General features: G+C 69.1%; 16 protein-coding genes and 1 pseudogene. 11 read left to right on the forward strand and 6 right to left on the reverse strand.

The window, feature by feature from the left end:
• Nucleotides 1-21: 21 nt before the first annotated feature.
• From OG936_RS29505 to OG936_RS29530, 6 genes are all read left to right on the forward strand, one after another.
• Nucleotides 22-273: a hypothetical protein gene (locus tag OG936_RS29505; protein WP_406498811.1), complete on the forward strand. Its 252-nt coding sequence runs from the start codon at nt 22-24 to the stop codon at nt 271-273.
• A gap of 53 nt (nt 274-326) precedes the next feature.
• Complete coding sequence (locus tag OG936_RS29510; protein ID WP_383754685.1) at nt 327-647, forward strand: helix-turn-helix domain-containing protein; 321 nt, start codon at nt 327-329, stop codon at nt 645-647.
• 191 nt (nt 648-838) lie between these two features.
• Complete coding sequence (gene uraD / locus OG936_RS29515; protein WP_406498812.1) at nt 839-1,360, forward strand: 2-oxo-4-hydroxy-4-carboxy-5-ureidoimidazoline decarboxylase; 522 nt, start codon at nt 839-841, stop codon at nt 1,358-1,360.
• Between the two features lie 5 nt (nt 1,361-1,365).
• A complete protein-coding gene (gene uraH / locus OG936_RS29520; protein WP_406498814.1) occupies nt 1,366-1,758 on the forward strand; it encodes a hydroxyisourate hydrolase in 393 nt (130 codons plus the stop codon).
• A 5-nt stretch (nt 1,759-1,763) separates the two neighbouring features.
• Nucleotides 1,764-2,720 carry a factor-independent urate hydroxylase gene (gene pucL, locus OG936_RS29525; protein WP_406498816.1) on the forward strand — a complete coding sequence of 319 codons (957 nt, stop codon included), beginning with the start codon at nt 1,764-1,766 and terminating at the stop codon, nt 2,718-2,720.
• Nucleotides 2,721-2,931: 211 nt separating this feature from the next.
• Entirely contained in the window at nt 2,932-4,329 is a 1,398-nt protein-coding gene (locus OG936_RS29530) for an 8-oxoguanine deaminase (protein WP_406498818.1), read from the forward strand.
• Between the two features lie 276 nt (nt 4,330-4,605).
• Here the strand turns inward: OG936_RS29530 and OG936_RS29535 are convergent, their stop codons facing one another.
• Entirely contained in the window at nt 4,606-5,199 is a 594-nt protein-coding gene (locus OG936_RS29535) for a TetR/AcrR family transcriptional regulator (RefSeq protein WP_406498820.1), read from the reverse strand.
• Nucleotides 5,200-5,301: 102 nt separating this feature from the next.
• On the opposite strand from OG936_RS29535, the gene OG936_RS29540 reads away from it, so the two are divergent.
• Both OG936_RS29540 and OG936_RS29545 read left to right on the forward strand, forming a co-directional pair.
• A complete protein-coding gene (locus OG936_RS29540; RefSeq protein ID WP_406498822.1) occupies nt 5,302-6,636 on the forward strand; it encodes an amidohydrolase family protein in 1,335 nt (444 codons plus the stop codon).
• Nucleotides 6,633-8,060, forward strand: coding sequence for an APC family permease (locus tag OG936_RS29545; RefSeq protein ID WP_406498824.1), 1,428 nt, complete (start codon nt 6,633-6,635; stop codon nt 8,058-8,060). Before OG936_RS29540 ends, OG936_RS29545 begins: the two co-directional genes overlap by 4 nt.
• Nucleotides 8,061-8,392: 332 nt before the next feature.
• Here OG936_RS29545 and OG936_RS29550 read toward each other — a convergent pair whose 3' ends face one another.
• The gene (locus tag OG936_RS29550) at nt 8,393-9,193 is read right to left on the reverse strand and encodes a chitosanase (RefSeq protein ID WP_406500659.1); all 801 of its coding nucleotides are present in this window, start codon (nt 9,191-9,193) and stop codon (nt 8,393-8,395) included.
• A 109-nt stretch (nt 9,194-9,302) separates the two neighbouring features.
• Between OG936_RS29550 and OG936_RS29555 the strand changes: the two genes are divergently transcribed.
• Nucleotides 9,303-9,986: an alpha/beta fold hydrolase gene (locus OG936_RS29555; RefSeq protein WP_406498826.1), complete on the forward strand. Its 684-nt coding sequence runs from the start codon at nt 9,303-9,305 to the stop codon at nt 9,984-9,986.
• A gap of 59 nt (nt 9,987-10,045) precedes the next feature.
• On the opposite strand, the gene OG936_RS29560 is transcribed toward OG936_RS29555, so the two are convergent.
• Complete coding sequence (locus OG936_RS29560; RefSeq protein ID WP_406498828.1) at nt 10,046-10,666, reverse strand: TIGR03086 family metal-binding protein; 621 nt, start codon at nt 10,664-10,666, stop codon at nt 10,046-10,048.
• 37 nt (nt 10,667-10,703) lie between these two features.
• Complete coding sequence (locus tag OG936_RS29565) at nt 10,704-11,765, reverse strand: amidohydrolase family protein (RefSeq protein WP_406498830.1); 1,062 nt, start codon at nt 11,763-11,765, stop codon at nt 10,704-10,706.
• 151 nt (nt 11,766-11,916) lie between these two features.
• Here OG936_RS29565 and OG936_RS29570 point away from each other — a divergent pair.
• A pseudogene (locus OG936_RS29570) lies at nt 11,917-12,504 on the forward strand (fibronectin type III domain-containing protein); the annotation flags it as partial.
• A gap of 64 nt (nt 12,505-12,568) precedes the next feature.
• Nucleotides 12,569-13,009: a hypothetical protein gene (locus OG936_RS29575; protein WP_406500789.1), complete on the forward strand. Its 441-nt coding sequence runs from the start codon at nt 12,569-12,571 to the stop codon at nt 13,007-13,009.
• A 202-nt stretch (nt 13,010-13,211) separates the two neighbouring features.
• On the opposite strand, the gene OG936_RS29580 is transcribed toward OG936_RS29575, so the two are convergent.
• Both OG936_RS29580 and OG936_RS29585 read right to left on the reverse strand, forming a co-directional pair.
• Entirely contained in the window at nt 13,212-13,415 is a 204-nt protein-coding gene (locus OG936_RS29580; RefSeq protein ID WP_406498832.1) for a DUF397 domain-containing protein, read from the reverse strand.
• Entirely contained in the window at nt 13,412-14,248 is an 837-nt protein-coding gene (locus OG936_RS29585; protein ID WP_406498833.1) for a helix-turn-helix domain-containing protein, read from the reverse strand. The genes OG936_RS29580 and OG936_RS29585 overlap by 4 nt, the downstream gene beginning before the upstream one ends.
• Nucleotides 14,249-14,321 lie beyond the last annotated feature (73 nt).

A 14,321-nucleotide genomic window follows, 5' to 3' on the forward strand; every position in this document is an offset into this window, starting at 1 on the left:
CGAACGCACCAGGGAGGCACAGTGCGCTTGAGGGTGGAGTTCACCACCGAACCCTTCGATCTCGACGAGGCGCCCGCCCACGCGGTCGTCGCCCGCGAGGTCATCCAGAACGCCGATCTGGACGCCGTGGACGTCGGCCCCTTCGGCAACACCGCGGAGGGCGGCACGGACGAGGTGCTCACCGCGGTGGACTCCTTGCTGCGCCGCGCCCTGGCATCCGGTGCCACGCGCGTATCGCTCCAGGTCAACGTGATCGGGGAGGGCCCGAAGTGACCGAAGCGGCGGATCACCCCCTCGTCACCGCGGTCAAGCCGCTCGTCGACGCCATGGGCGCCGAGCTGCTCGGACCCGAGCAGGCGCAACCCGACGACGTCGTGCTGGCCTGGGAGGGCGAAGACGTCATAGCGGTCCGGCTGCCCCAGCTCTCGGACTCGCTCGACCACATCCTGGCCGCCATGGAGCGCCGGCACGGCATGCCGCTCGCGGAGCTGGACCGCAGGACCAAGCAGTCGGTCGTACGGGCCCTGGAGGCACGTGGCGCCTTTTCCGTACGGCACGGCGTGGAGACGGTGGCGGGCGCGCTGGGGGTCAGTCGCTTCACCGTCTACAACTACCTCAACAGGGAAAGTGCCGCCAAAGGTGAGTAGTTGAGCCCGTAGGTGAGCGAAGGCCGTGGAAGGCCGCACCAGGCCGTCGTCCGGAGTGCCGGGCGTCGGCCTTTTGTATGTGCGTAATTTCAACAAAGTGTTGACGTGGTGTTGTGGAGGGCGTTAGCTATCCGCAGCCCGACCGACGCGACGCCGAGCGACGCACAGCGAAATCAGCCACGGAGGTTCCCGTGACTTCGAACTCCACGCCGGGCCTGGCCCGGTTCAACACCCTGGCGGACGGCGAGGCCACCACCGCGTTGCACGAGGTGTGCGCCAGTGCGGCCTGGGGAAGAGCGATCCTCTCCCGACGCCCGTACACCACCGCAAAAGCCCTTCTCTCCGCCAGTGATGCCGCCACGGCAGCGCTGACCACGGAGGATCTGGCCGACGCGATGGCCGGTCACCCGCCGATCGGCCGCCCGAAGCCCGGAGACCCGACCTCCTTCCGCGAACAGCGGGGCATGGCCGGCGCCTCCGGGGAACTCAAGGCCGAGATGCTCGAACTGAACCTGGCCTACCAGGAACGGTTCGGACACGTCTTCCTGATCTGCGCCACCGGAGCCACCGGTGAGCAGATGCGCGACGCGGTGAAGTCCCGGATCGGGAACTCGCCCGAGCAGGAGCGCGGGATCGTGCGCACCGAACTGGGCAAGATCAACCGAATCCGGCTCACCCGCCTCGTGCAGGACTTTTCGGAACAAGGAGCGTGACGGTCTTGAGCACCGACACCACCGCATCGGTTTCCACCCACATCCTGGACACCAGTACCGGCCGCCCCGCCGCAGCCGTCACCGTCTCCCTGGCCGCCCGCAGCGGCGGCGACGCGCAGTTCGTGACGCTCGGCGGATCCGCGACCGACGCGGACGGGCGCTGCAAGGACCTGCCGGCCCTGCCGGAAGGCACCACCCACGTGCGGCTCGTATTCGACACCGAGTCGTACTTCACCAGCCAGAAGCAAGCCGAGGCGCAGCAGGACGCCCCCCGCGTAAGGGACAGCGGTGCGTTCTTCCCGGAGGTGGCGATCACTTTCGCCGTCGAGCCGGGCGAGCACTATCACGTACCGCTGCTGCTCAACCCGTTCGGCTACTCCGTTTACCGAGGGAGCTAGCAGACATGACAGTCAATTCCCACCATCCCCGCCCTGTGGTCCTCGGCCAGAACCAGTACGGCAAAGCAGAGAACCGCGTCGTCAGGATCACGCGGGACGGCGACACCCATCACATCAAGGACCTGAACGTCTCGGTCGCCCTCTCCGGCGACATGGAGGACGTGCACTACTCCGGCTCCAACGCGAACGTCCTGCCCACGGACACCACCAAGAACACGGTGTTCGCCTTCGCCAAGGAGTACGGCATCGAGTCCGCCGAGCAGTTCGGCATCCACCTCGCGCGCCACTTCGTCACGTCGCAGGAGCCGATCAAGGTCGCGCGCATCCGGATCCAGGAGCACTCCTGGGAACGCATCGCGACCTCGGACAACAACTCCCGGTTCATCGGATCGGACGAGGTCAACCACTCCTTCGCCCGCAAGGGCCAGGAGTTGCGCACTGCGCAGATCACCTTCGACGGTGAGAAGTGGCAGATCATCTCCGGCCTCAAGGACCTCACGGTCATGAACTCCACCAGCTCGGAGTTCTGGGGCTACGCCAAGGACAAATACACGACACTCAAGGAAGCGTACGACCGCATCCTGTGCACCGACGTCTCCACCGCCTGGCGCTACAACTGGACCAGCGACGCCGACCGGATGCCCAACTGGGAGAAGTCGTACGCGCAGGCCAGGAAGCACATTCTGCAGGCCTTCGCCGAAACGTACTCCCTCTCGCTGCAGCAGACCCTGTACCAGATGGGTTCGCGGGTCATCAACAGCCGGAGCGAGATCGACGAGATCCGCTTCTCGCTCCCGAACAACCACCACTTCCTGGTGGACCTCGAACCGTTCGGGCTCAAGAACGATACCGAAGACGGCGCTGTCTACTTCGCGGCGGACCGCCCGTACGGCCTGATCGAGGCTACCGTGCTGCGGGACGGGACGGAGCCGCAGATCCCGGTCGACATGACCAACCTCTGACGTGGCGCCGAGCCGGTCCCCGTCCGCACACAGCAGCGCGGGGACCGGGCCGGGCCGGAGGGTGGGCTCCGGCATCGGCGCCGGAGCGCCTGTCGCGGTCCTGCTCCACCTGTTCTTCCACCATTTCGGCACCCACGGCCGCCCGGCCGCGGCACTCAAATCGTCCTGGGGTCCTGCCGTGCCCACACCACTGGAAAGAGAAGGAAGCACATTGGCAGCATCGGCAGCTCCTGAGCACGCGGAACGCATCGTCATCGAGAACTGTTCGATCGCGACCGTCGACGCCGACGACACCGAGTACGCCTCGGGCCATGTCGTCGTCGCGGGCAACCGCATCGAGTCCGTCGGCGCCGGCCGGGCACGCGAAGGCCTGGAGAACGTCGTGCGCCGCATCGACGGCACCGGACATCTGGTCACCCCGGGCCTGATCAACACGCATCACCACTTCTACCAGTGGATCACTCGCGGCCTCGCCACCGACCACAACCTGTTCGACTGGCTGGTCGCGCTGTACCCGACCTGGGCGCGCATCGACGAGCCGATGGTCCGCGCCGCCGCGCAGGGCTCGCTCGCCATGATGGCCCGCGGCGGTGTCACCACCGCCATGGACCACCACTACGTCTACCCGCAGGGCTCCGGGGATCTTTCCGGCGCCATCATCGGGGCCGCCCGTGACATGGGCGTACGGTTCACCCTCGCCCGGGGTTCCATGGACCGCAGCGTGAAGGACGGCGGACTGCCGCCGGACTTCGCCGTCGAGACGCTCGACGGTGCGCTCGCCGGCACCGAGGCGACCATCGACGCGCACCACGACGACTCCTTCGACTCGATGACCCAGGTCGCCGCCGCACCCTGCTCCCCGTTCTCCATCTCCACGGAACTGCTGCGACAGGGAGCCGAGTTGGCCCGCCGCAAGGGAGTGCGCATGCATACCCACGGTTCGGAGACGGTGGAGGAGGAGCAGTTCTGCCACGAGCTGTTCGGGATGGGCCCGACCGACTACTTCGAGTCGACCGGCTGGCTCGGCGACGACGTGTGGATGGCGCACTGCGTCCACATGAACGACTCGGACATCGCCGCCTTCGCCCGCACCGGAACGGGCGTCGCGCACTGCCCCTCGTCCAACGCCCGCCTCGCCGCCGGCATCGCCCGGGTGCCCGACATGCTCGCCGCGGGTGTTCCCGTCGGCCTCGGCGTCGACGGCACCGCGTCCAACGAGTCCGGCGAACTCCACACCGAGCTGCGCAACGCGCTCCTCATCAACCGTCTCGGCGCCCACCGCGAAAGGGCCCTGAACGCCCGTCAGGCCCTGCGCCTGGGAACGTACGGTGGCGCCCAGGTCCTCGGCCGCGCCGGCCAGATCGGCTCTCTGGAACCCGGCAAGCTCGCCGACCTGGTGCTCTGGAAGCTGGACACCCTCGCCCATGCCTCCATCGCCGACCCGGTGACCGCGCTCGTCTTCGGCGCCGCGGCCCCCGTCACCCTCTCCCTCGTCAACGGCAAGCCGGTCGTCGAGGGCAACCACCTGATCACCGCGGACGAGGACACCATCGCCCGCGCCACCCGCGACGAAGCCCGCCGCCTCGCACGGATCGCCGCCGGAGCCTGACACTCCGGGGCGCCCCCGATACCGGTCGGCCGAGGGGGACGGCCCTCGGCCGACCGCCGTGGACCCGAGCGGGGTCCACGGCAACGGTGCGGGGGCGCGTACGTCCGCGTACGTGCCCCCGCACCGGCGACCCGAGCTGCCGCACCAGCTGTACGTCCTGCCCCCTGCCTGCGCCAAAGTCCCACGTGCACCGCCTCCCTGACACCCACGTGCACCGCCTCCCTGACACCCACGTCGCCGCAGACGTGTACCCGACCGGAGGAACCGCCGGGGCAGCTACGCCCGCCCGGCCTCGCCCTCTCCTGCGAACAGCAGCTCCTGCGCCACTGCCGCTGCCGTGCGCGTCTGCTCCGGCCAGCCGATCCCCAGCATGGTTGCCGAGCCGTAGGCGAGAGACACAACGGTGAAGCCCAGCTCGGCGGCGGCCTGCGCATCGAGGTCCGGCCGTTCCGACAGCGTCGCCGACGCGATGGTGTCGGCGACGCTGCGGTACATCACCAGCAGGGACGACTCATTGGCGGGCTTCAGAGCCTCGTAGGCGATGAGCTGGTCGAGCACGATGTCATCGCGGTCGCGCTGCTGCCAGCGGGCCCCGAACAGGACGTCGATGACGACGCGGCGCCGCTGTCCGACCGGAGCCGCGGCGATGGCGTCGATGAGTTCGGTGGCGTACCGCGTCGACAGCACGCTGATCAGAGCCCGCAGTTGCTCGTCCTTGTTGCCCAGGTAGTGCCGCACGAGCCCGCGGGTCCAGCCTGCGCGCGCGGCGATCTTGTCGACGGTGACGCCCTGCACCCCGTACTCGGCGACGCAGTCGGCCAGGGCGTCGAGCATCTCGGCACTGCGCTGACTGGCGAGGCTCGGGCGCATGAAAAACCTCCTAGTGCGGATCCGTACCAAGTTTGTCATACTGCCAACCCCCAGTTGTTTGTCAGAAAGACAAACAACTGGGGCGTGACTAGGAGGCCAGCGATGCTCTACTCCATCCACCGACCGGAACGCACCGCTTTGATCGGGGTGAACGTGCTCGACGCCCGCGGCGGGGATCCGGTCAGGGATGCCGTGCTCGTCATCGAGGACGGGCGGATCGCCGAGATACTCGCCCGCACGCACTACACGACCAGGCCCGGTACCGAGGAGCTTCAGCTTCAGGGCATGTGGGTCACGCCTGGTCTGATCGACGCGCACGTCCACTTGGCGGGCGGTCGTGCCGGCATCGACGACCAGGAGCTCGGGGTCATCGCCGAGAACCGCACCGTGCGCGCCATCCGCGCCGTCTGCGAGGCGCAGACCCTGCTCAAGCACGGCTTCACCACGGTCCGCGATGTCTCGTGGAACGGCCTGTACCTCAAGCGCGTCTTCTTCGAGCAGAAGCTCCCCGGGCCGAAGGTGATCGCCTGCGGGCCGGGTCTCACTCGCACCGGCGGCCACGGCGACCTCTTCCAGTTCACGCCCGACTACGTGCGTGAAAACGGCGTCTTCGGCCTGGTGGCCGACGGTGAGCAGGAGATCGTCAAAGCCGTCCGCTACCTGCTGCGTGAGGGGGCCGACGCGATCAAGATCTTCTTGTCCGGCGGTGACAACTGGCCGCACGACCGCAATGGCGACATCCAGTACTCGGCTCGCGAACTCGCCGCCGCCGTAGAAGAGGCGCACCGGCAGACCGGCACGATCGTGATGTGCCATGCGGAGAGTCGCGAAGCCATCGCGATGGCGGTGGAGGCCGGGGTCGACACCATCGAGCACGGCGAGGATCTCGACGCCGACCTGGCGAAGACGATGGCCGACGCCGGCACGATCCTCGTCCCGACTCTGCAGCTCATCGCCAACTGGCACCGCGACTTCATGCCCCTGGACGGCGACCGACGGCCGCCGCTGCGGCCGGACGCCTTTCTGTACCGCGACCTGTACCAGGGGCGGGACGCCTCCTTCGCGGACGACTACTCCGGCTCCGCGGTCCGTAGCTTCCAGCTGGCGCTCGAGTCGGGAGTGAAGATCGCCCTCGGCTCCGACACCGTCTACGAGCCGCTCACCCCCTTCGGCGAGTACAGTGCGCTGGAGTTCCGGGCCCTTGTCGAGGCGGGCATGACCGTACGCCAGGCGATCACCGCCGCGACCGTCGTCAGCTCCGAGGCGGTCGGGATGTCCCATGTGATCGGCACTGTCGAGGTCGGCAAGCAGGCCGACCTCCTCGTTGTCCGAGCAGACCCCACCACCTCCGCCGACGTCCTCGCCGACGCGTCCAACATCCATCTGATCTTCTGCGACGGCAGGCTGACCGTGAAGGACGGGAAGTTCGAGTGGTGAGCACCGAAGGAAAGGAGACCGGGACGGCGGCGAAGACCGAAGGCGAGGAGTTCGGGACTGCGGCGAACACCGAAGGGAAAACCACGGCCGGCTTCCGTCGCGTCCTGACGCTCAGGCATCTGGTCGCCTTCGGGCTGGCCTACCTCGCGCCCACAGTCGTCTTCAACTACTACGGCATCATCACCGACCTCACCGACGGCATGATGGCGCTCGCCTACGTGGTGACGCTCGTCGCGATGTTCTTCACGGCCTACTCGTACGCTCAGATGGTGCGGGCCTTCCCCGTCTCCGGCTCGGCCTACAGCTATGTGCGCAAGGCGGTGAACCCCTGGCTCGGCTTCGGTACCGGCTGGGTCATGCTGCTCGACTACCTGTTGCTGCCGATGGTCTGCTACCTGCTCTTCGGCATCTACATGAACGAGTACGTGCCGTCGGTCCCGGTGGCGGCCTGGGTGATCGCGGGTGCGTTCCTCGGCGCGCTGGTCAACGTCCTGGGCGTGAAGGTGTCGGGGCGGCTCAACGTGGTCCTGGTCTCGGCCCAGATCCTCTTCTGCCTGAGCCTGATCGGCCTGATCACCGCCTACGTGCTCGGCGGCGACGGCAGCGGCAGCCTGCTCGTCCCGCAGGCCCTCGTGGACGTCGCACGGCTCGACCCGGGCAATATTCTGTGGGCCGCTTCGATCCTTTCGGTGTCGTTCCTCGGCTTCGACGCGGTGTCCACACTCGCGGAGGAGACGAAGGACGCGCGAAAGACCGTGCCGCGCGGCATCCTGATCGTCTGCGTCGGCGCCGGCGTGGGCTTCGCCGTCATCTCGTACTTCCTGCAGATCGCCTGGCCGAGTGCGCCATCGGCGATGAAGGATCCCGACGTCGGCGTTTTCGAGCTCCTTCCCCGCATCGGCGGCGAAGGCTTGTCGACAGCGTTCCTCGTCACCGACCAGACCGCGAGCATCTTGTGTGCCATGGCCGCGATCGCCGCGGTGTCACGTGTCCTGTACGGCATGGGGCGTGACCGTCTGCTCCCCGTCCGCTTCTTCGGGCACCTCTCCCCGCGCTTCGGGACGCCGGTGAACAACATCGTGTTCACCTCGGTCATCGCTCTCACGGCCGTGTTCTTCTCCGACAACCTGCTCGGTGCGGCCTCGCTGACGAGCTTCGGCGCGATCACTGGGTTCCTGCTCGTCAACTTCTCGGTCATCAACCACTACTACTTCCGCGAACGGCGCCGCACAGGGACGGATGCTGTGCGCTTCCTCGTCATGCCGGCGATCGGCATCGCGGTGAACGTCGTTCTGTGGGTCAGTATCGATACCTCCGCCAAGTTGCTCGGGCTCGGCTGGCTCGCGCTCGGCGGCATTTATCTCGGTGCCGTCACCAAGGGATTCCGGCTGCTGCCGAAGCCGATCCTCGACGAAGACGGATGATGCGTCCCTTCCTGGCTGCCCGGCCGCCGCCGCGGTCGAGGTGGTGGCAGTGGGCGCAGCCGGAGTCGGCGGGGACGGGAGTGGCTCCGCAGAGGTGGGCGAAGACTGATTCGGAGCGGGGCCGGTCGGGGGTGTCGCCGACGCCGGTCAGGAGCCGGCCGCGCAGGCGGGGTCGTCGAGTCCGCTGGTGGGGCGGGAGCGGGCCAGGGCGCCGATCAGTTTCCGTGTGATGAGGCCGTGCAGTCGTCCCGGACGGCCGAGGGGTGGTGTTGACGGTCTGGGGCGGGTTTTGACCGGGCTCTTGCGGACGACGCGAAGAGCCCGGATCGCCGTCAGCCGAAGTGGAAGCTGTCGCCGTACACCTTCCAGTCGAGCGGCGGGTCCAGGTTGAGGTTGCCCTTCTTCAGGAAGACCCGCTGGGCGGTGTCCACCCGGCTGGTGTCGGAGTGGGCCTCCTCCTGCTGCATCGCCCAGACCCGGGCGTCGAGGAAGGCGTTGAGGTACGAGACCTCGTTGCCGCCCTGGGACGGCGGCTTCGCCTTGGCGAGGGCCCGCTTGCGGATGGAGCCGAAACTGGTGCTGTCGTCGCCGCCGTCGCCGTGCATGACGATGGCGTCGTAGTACGCGAACTGGCCCAGCGCGCCGATGCCGTCGGCCTTGCCCTGGCCGACCGCCGGGTTGAAGTACACCCGGTCCCGCTCGTCGTTCTGTGCCTGCTTGAACGCCGAGTCGGACGCGGCGGTCGCCCAGTCCCTCTGGAAGTTCGGGTCGAGGCCGCTGTGCGAGTCGGTGCCGTCGACCTTTCGCAGCGCGGGGAGATACTGCGCGAGGACGTTGCCAGGCTTGCGCTGGGTGTACAGCTCGACGAGGTCGAGTATGTCGCCGGTGCCGGAACAGAAGCCGATGATGCCCGCCGTGTAGCCGCGGCCGTCGTCGATGTCCTCGATGTACTCGTACTGCGCCTTCCAGTCGAGCGAGGAGTTCTCCGCGCTGGAGACCAGTTGCATGGCGATCTCCTTCTTCGCCGGATCGTCGAGCCCGGATTCCGGTGCTTCCCCGACGGACCGGGGCGCCGATCCGGCACGCGGTCCCGACCCGGATCCCGAGCATCCGGAGAGCACGGAGACGGCCATGACGGCCGCCGCGACGGCGGTGGACAGGCGACGGGAAACGATCTTCACCCCTCCACCCTGTCACGTCGCGAGGAGTGGTCTTCGCCCATTCGGCTGTAGCGTCAGGGGTATGGAAGATCAGTCTGTTGTGGATGTCGGCGACGTACGGCTGGCGTACCGGACCTGGGGCGACCCCTTCGGCTCGCCGGTGGTCCTGCTGCACGGCCTCGGCGGTTCCGCCGCGAGCTGGGAGGCGGCGGGGAGCCTGCTCGGCGAGGAGTGGCGGGTGTACGCCCTCGATCTGCGCGGGCACGGCGAGAGCGACTGGCCCGACGAGTACTCCTTCGAGCTGATGCGGGACGACGTCCTCGGCTTCCTCGACGAGTGCGAGCTCGACCGGGTGGGCATGGTCGGCCACTCGATGGGCGGAGTCGTCGCGCAGCTGCTCGCCCAGGAGCACGCGGACCGGGTGGAGCGGCTGGTGCTGGTGGAGACCCCGCCGCCGTTCCCGAGCGAGCCGAAACCGGCCCCCGAGCCGGAGGGGCCGGTGGACTACGACTGGGCTGCGGTGGCTCCCATCCGGGCCCAGGTGTCCGACCCCGACCCCGAGTGGGCGGCCGGGCTCGGCGAGATCGTCGCGCCGACGCTCTTGATCGCCGGCGGCCCGGAGTCCACCATGCCCCAGGGGCGGCTGCAGGACATGGCCTCGCTGATCCCGGACTGCCGGCTGGTCACGATCGGGGGCGGCCACCGGGTGCATGAGGTCCACCCCGACCAGGTCGCCCAGCAGATCACGGAGTTCTGCACCAGCTGAAGGACCGACGGTACGGCCTTCGGCCCGCGCCCGGACCCGCACGGCAACCGCTCGCGCTTTTACGGAAGCGCGGCCGACGTGCCCGGCTGCCAGTCCGGGCGGCGGCCGCTCATGGCGACGGCCGGGTCGACGAGGGGCGCGTCGGCCGGGACCGGAACGGGCGGGCCGAAGATGGTCTCGGACCGGGGGACGGCGTCGTTCGGCGTCAGCATGGCCAGCGGGACACGCAGGCTCGCCTCGTCCGCCTCGTACTTCTGGCCGGTCGAACGGGCCAGGTCCCAGCCGTGGATCACCAGCTCGTCCAGTATGACCACCGCGGCCACCTCGCCCGGCATGTCGACACCGCCCGCCCTGGTCATGCCCTGCCGGGCGGCGGGGTCGCGCCAGGCCGTCACCAGCTCGTCCAGCAGCGGCGGCAGCGTCTCGCGCCAGTCGTCGGCGAGGACCGGAAGCGCGGCGTCCGGGGCGGTGTCGGTCGTCGGGCCGAAGTCCTTGTGCGCCGCGTCGCGGAAGGCCGTGCTCAGCCCGGCCACATGGGCGAGAAGCTCCCGGACCGTGTAGTCGGGACAGGGCGTCGGGCCCGCCAGCTGCTGTTCACCGATCCCGTCGAGCAGGGCGGTGATCTGCCGGGCCGCGGGCTCCAGATCGATCGTGGGTGTGGTCTCCGCGCGTGTATCCATAAAAATGTAGACCGCTCCGGCGCCCGGAACTCATTCCTCAGCGCACGACGCGTCCCCGGAGCACGATCCGGCTCGGATGATCCAGCGCGGCCGGGTCCAGGGTCGGGTCGGTGTCGTACGCGACGAGGTCGGCGGGCGCGCCGTCCACCAGACCGGGCAGCCCCAGCCAGGACCGCGCCGTCCAGGACGCCGCGCCGAGCGCCGCCTCGGCCGACAGTCCGGCCCGCTGCAGCCAGGTCAGCTCGCCCGCGACGGTTCCGCACGGGAAGGAATCCGTCCCCGCCAGCACCGTCACACCCGCCTCGTGGGCCGCGCGCACATTGCCGAGCATGGTGTCCCAGCCGGCCAGCCACAGATCACGGCGCACGCCCGGCTCCCGGGCCCGCATCTCGTCCACGTTCGCGCCGAAGGCGCTCAGCGTCGGGACGAACGCCGTGCCCTGCGCCGCCATCCGGTCCAGCAGCGCCGGGTCCAGATGCATACCGTGCTCCAGGCTGTCGGCGCCCGCGAGTACGGCATTGCGGGTGCCCTCGGCGGTCTGGCAGTGCACCGCCACCTTGCCCCCGGCCGCGTGTACCGCCTCCACCACCGAGGTCAGCAGCGCGAGCGGTACGGCGGGTTCGTCGGCGGCCCAGTCGCCGATGACCTTGCACCACCCGGACGAAGCGGCCGCCTCCTCCACGGCCGCCTGCACCAAATCGGCCTCGCTCACATCCCGTCCGGCGCCGGGGAAGAACCGCCCGGGCGTGGCCAGCCAGCGCCCTGCCGAGGTCACGCGCGGGAGTTCGGGGTCCTTCTCCACCCAGGCGGGCATCCGCTGCGCGGTGCCCGGGGTGCGCACCGCGAGCACTCCGGCGTCCCGGTGCTCGCCCAACTGTCTGCGCAGCAGTTCCTCGTCGAAGGGCACGCCCGGCTCCAGCGCCCCGGGGTGGGTATGCACGTCGACGAGTCCGGGCAGCAACCAGCCGCCATCGACGATCGTCTCCGCGTCCCGGCCCGCGAGCCCGCCCGGGGGATCGCCCGCGCGAAGCACCTCGCCGTCGATCCAGAACACCCGCTCCTCGCGCTCCGGCAGCACGACCCCACGTATGCACAACATCGGCCGACCGTATGTCACATCCCGCACCGCTGCCAACGGATCACCGACCCACGACCATCTGCGTACACCGGCACATTGCGGAACGTTCCGCACCACCCCTTTGTCGGCGACCCTCGCGCCATGCGGTCCAGGTCTGGACCATTGCTGCCGGATGGAAGGCACGACCGTGCAACGCCCCCACGCAACCGCCGCGTTGGCCTGCTCCACTGCCGCCCTGCTCCTCGCCTCGCTCACCGCCTGCGATTCCGCCCCCGAGGCCGACACCCGAAAGCCCACGACCCCGGGACACGTGACGGCGCGGGCCAGCAGCGCCACGTCCGCGCACGTCATGTGGGAGCGGGCCGCCGACAACGAGGCGGTCACCGGCTACGAGGTCTACCGCCAGGGCGAGAAGGTCAAAACCGTCCCGGCGACCAGGGTGATGACCGACGTCGACGGGCTGACCGCCTCGACCGCGTACACCTTCACCGTCCGGGCCCGTGACGCCGCCGGGAACCTCTCCGCGCCGAGCGCCGCCGCAACCGTCACCACACCCGCCCCGCCCCCCGCCGACCACGAGCCGCCGACCCGCCCGGTGAGACTGCGCGGCACGGCGGACGACAGCCGGGCGGCGAACCTCTCCTGGGGCGGCTCGGCGGACGATGTCGGCGTCACCTCGCACGACATCTACCAGGAGGATTCCCGGATCCACAGCGTGCCCGGCACACAGACCACGGCGCATCTGCCCCGGCCTCGACCAGCGCTGTCACGAGCTGTGCCGAACCGCCGTTGCCGACCGCCACACAGAGCGGGGTGCGGTCCAGGTGGTCCCGGGCCTCCAGGTCGAGATCCGCTGCCAGGAGCCGGGGCAGCAGGAGCTCGTGGTCGAGGAGGTGCAGCACATGGAGCAGACTGCGCCGCCCGCCGTCCCGCACCCGGAGGTCGACGCCCGCGTCCAGGAGCTCAAGGACCCCGGGGTGTCGCCGTGCTGGGCGCGCAGGAAGAGATCCCGTCGCTGCGCCCGCAGGGCCTTGGGTAGCCGGCCGGTGCCAAAAGGCGCAGGCGTGCTCCACTGCGAAGCAGCCGGTGACCGCGCCGCCGAAGGCCCGCAGCGCGGCTGCTGCGGGAGGTGGCGCGCTTCTTCAGGGTGGGCGCGACTCGGCTCGGACATCAGGGACGCGCTCACGGACGACATCGACGACCTCGTCGCGCAGGGAGCGCTGCAGGAGACGGACGGGGGGCTGCTGCCCGTCGATGGTGACTGACGTGCGAGCGAAGGGGCGGGCTGTCGGCCGGGTCAGGTCTCGTTCAACTCCAGATCGATCAGCATGCCGAGGAGTACCAGGCATACGTAAGAAGAAGGCCCGCGGGCGGGCGAAGAAGGCCGACTGAACCTCGCGTACGGCTCGTACAAGAGGGCGCCCCACTACCGGAGTTCGGTGGCGGGGCGCCGTCGTTCGTCCGGGGTCAGCTCTGCGCGGCGAACTCCACGAAGGCCGCCCAGCCGCCAGCAGCGACAGACAGGATGGGCCCGGTCTTGTCCTTCGAGTCGCGAACGTGGACGGTGCTCGTGCGGGTCGCTACCTCGACGCACTCGCCGCCGGCTCCGCTGCTGTAGCTGCTCTTGAACCACGCGGACTCAGGCGTCCCCACAAGCGCTTCGGCGTTCATGTCTCTCCCAGAGATTTCTCGATGAGGGCCAGCGATTCGCGCGGAGTGAGTGCCTGGGCCCGGAGGACGCCATACTGCTCCTCGAACTCCCGGACCGGCCTTCGCTCCGTGTAGAGACGGCTGTCCTTGTGCGCCTCAACGTACGCGATCCTCCGCTCTTCCTTGGTCTCGATCAAGGTGAAGGCGCCAGCCATTCCAGCGTGATCCTCGCACCGGGTCGGCATCACCTGGATCTCGACGTTGCGGTATTGGCCGATCAAGAGAATCTGCTCCAACTGACCACGCAGCACTCCGTCCCCGCCCAGGGGGCGGTGCAGCATGCACTCCTCGATCACGAAGCTGATGATCGGCCTGGGGCGACCGGAATAGATCTCATGCCTGGCCAGGCGTGCTGCCACCCGTTGATCCACGATCTCCTCTTCCAGCACCGGCCGCCACATCTCGAACACCGCCCGCGCGTACTCTTCCGTTTGCAGCAACCCAGGCACGCCGTGGTTGGCGTACACGTGCAGCTCAACCGCCTCCGCCTCCAACCGAGCAGCATCCCGGAAGAACGCCGGATACTGCGCCCGAGCGACCTCCTCCTTGCTGGCCTTCAGCACCCCGCCCGCGTCCAGCAGTTCATCCGCCTGGTCGATGAACCTCGGTTGCGGGATGCGGCGCCCCTGCTCGAACGAGGCGATGCTCGACGCCGAGTACCCCGTCATCGCCCCGAACTCCCCCCGCTCCAGCCCGGCCCGTACCCGGAACAGCTTCAAGTGCTGACCGAACACGTGCAGGATGCCCGACCCGGCTTCGTACTCGTGCTGCGGCTGCTGTCGCTGATCGTCCATGCCCCACGCCTCCGGTACCGTCCCGCGTAGCCCTGCTTGCCCCGAACCGTCTCCACCCATGAATCGGCCAACG

The sequence above is a fragment of the Streptomyces sp. NBC_00846 genome, from assembly GCF_045207325.1.
Lineage (GTDB): Bacteria > Actinomycetota > Actinomycetes > Streptomycetales > Streptomycetaceae > Streptomyces.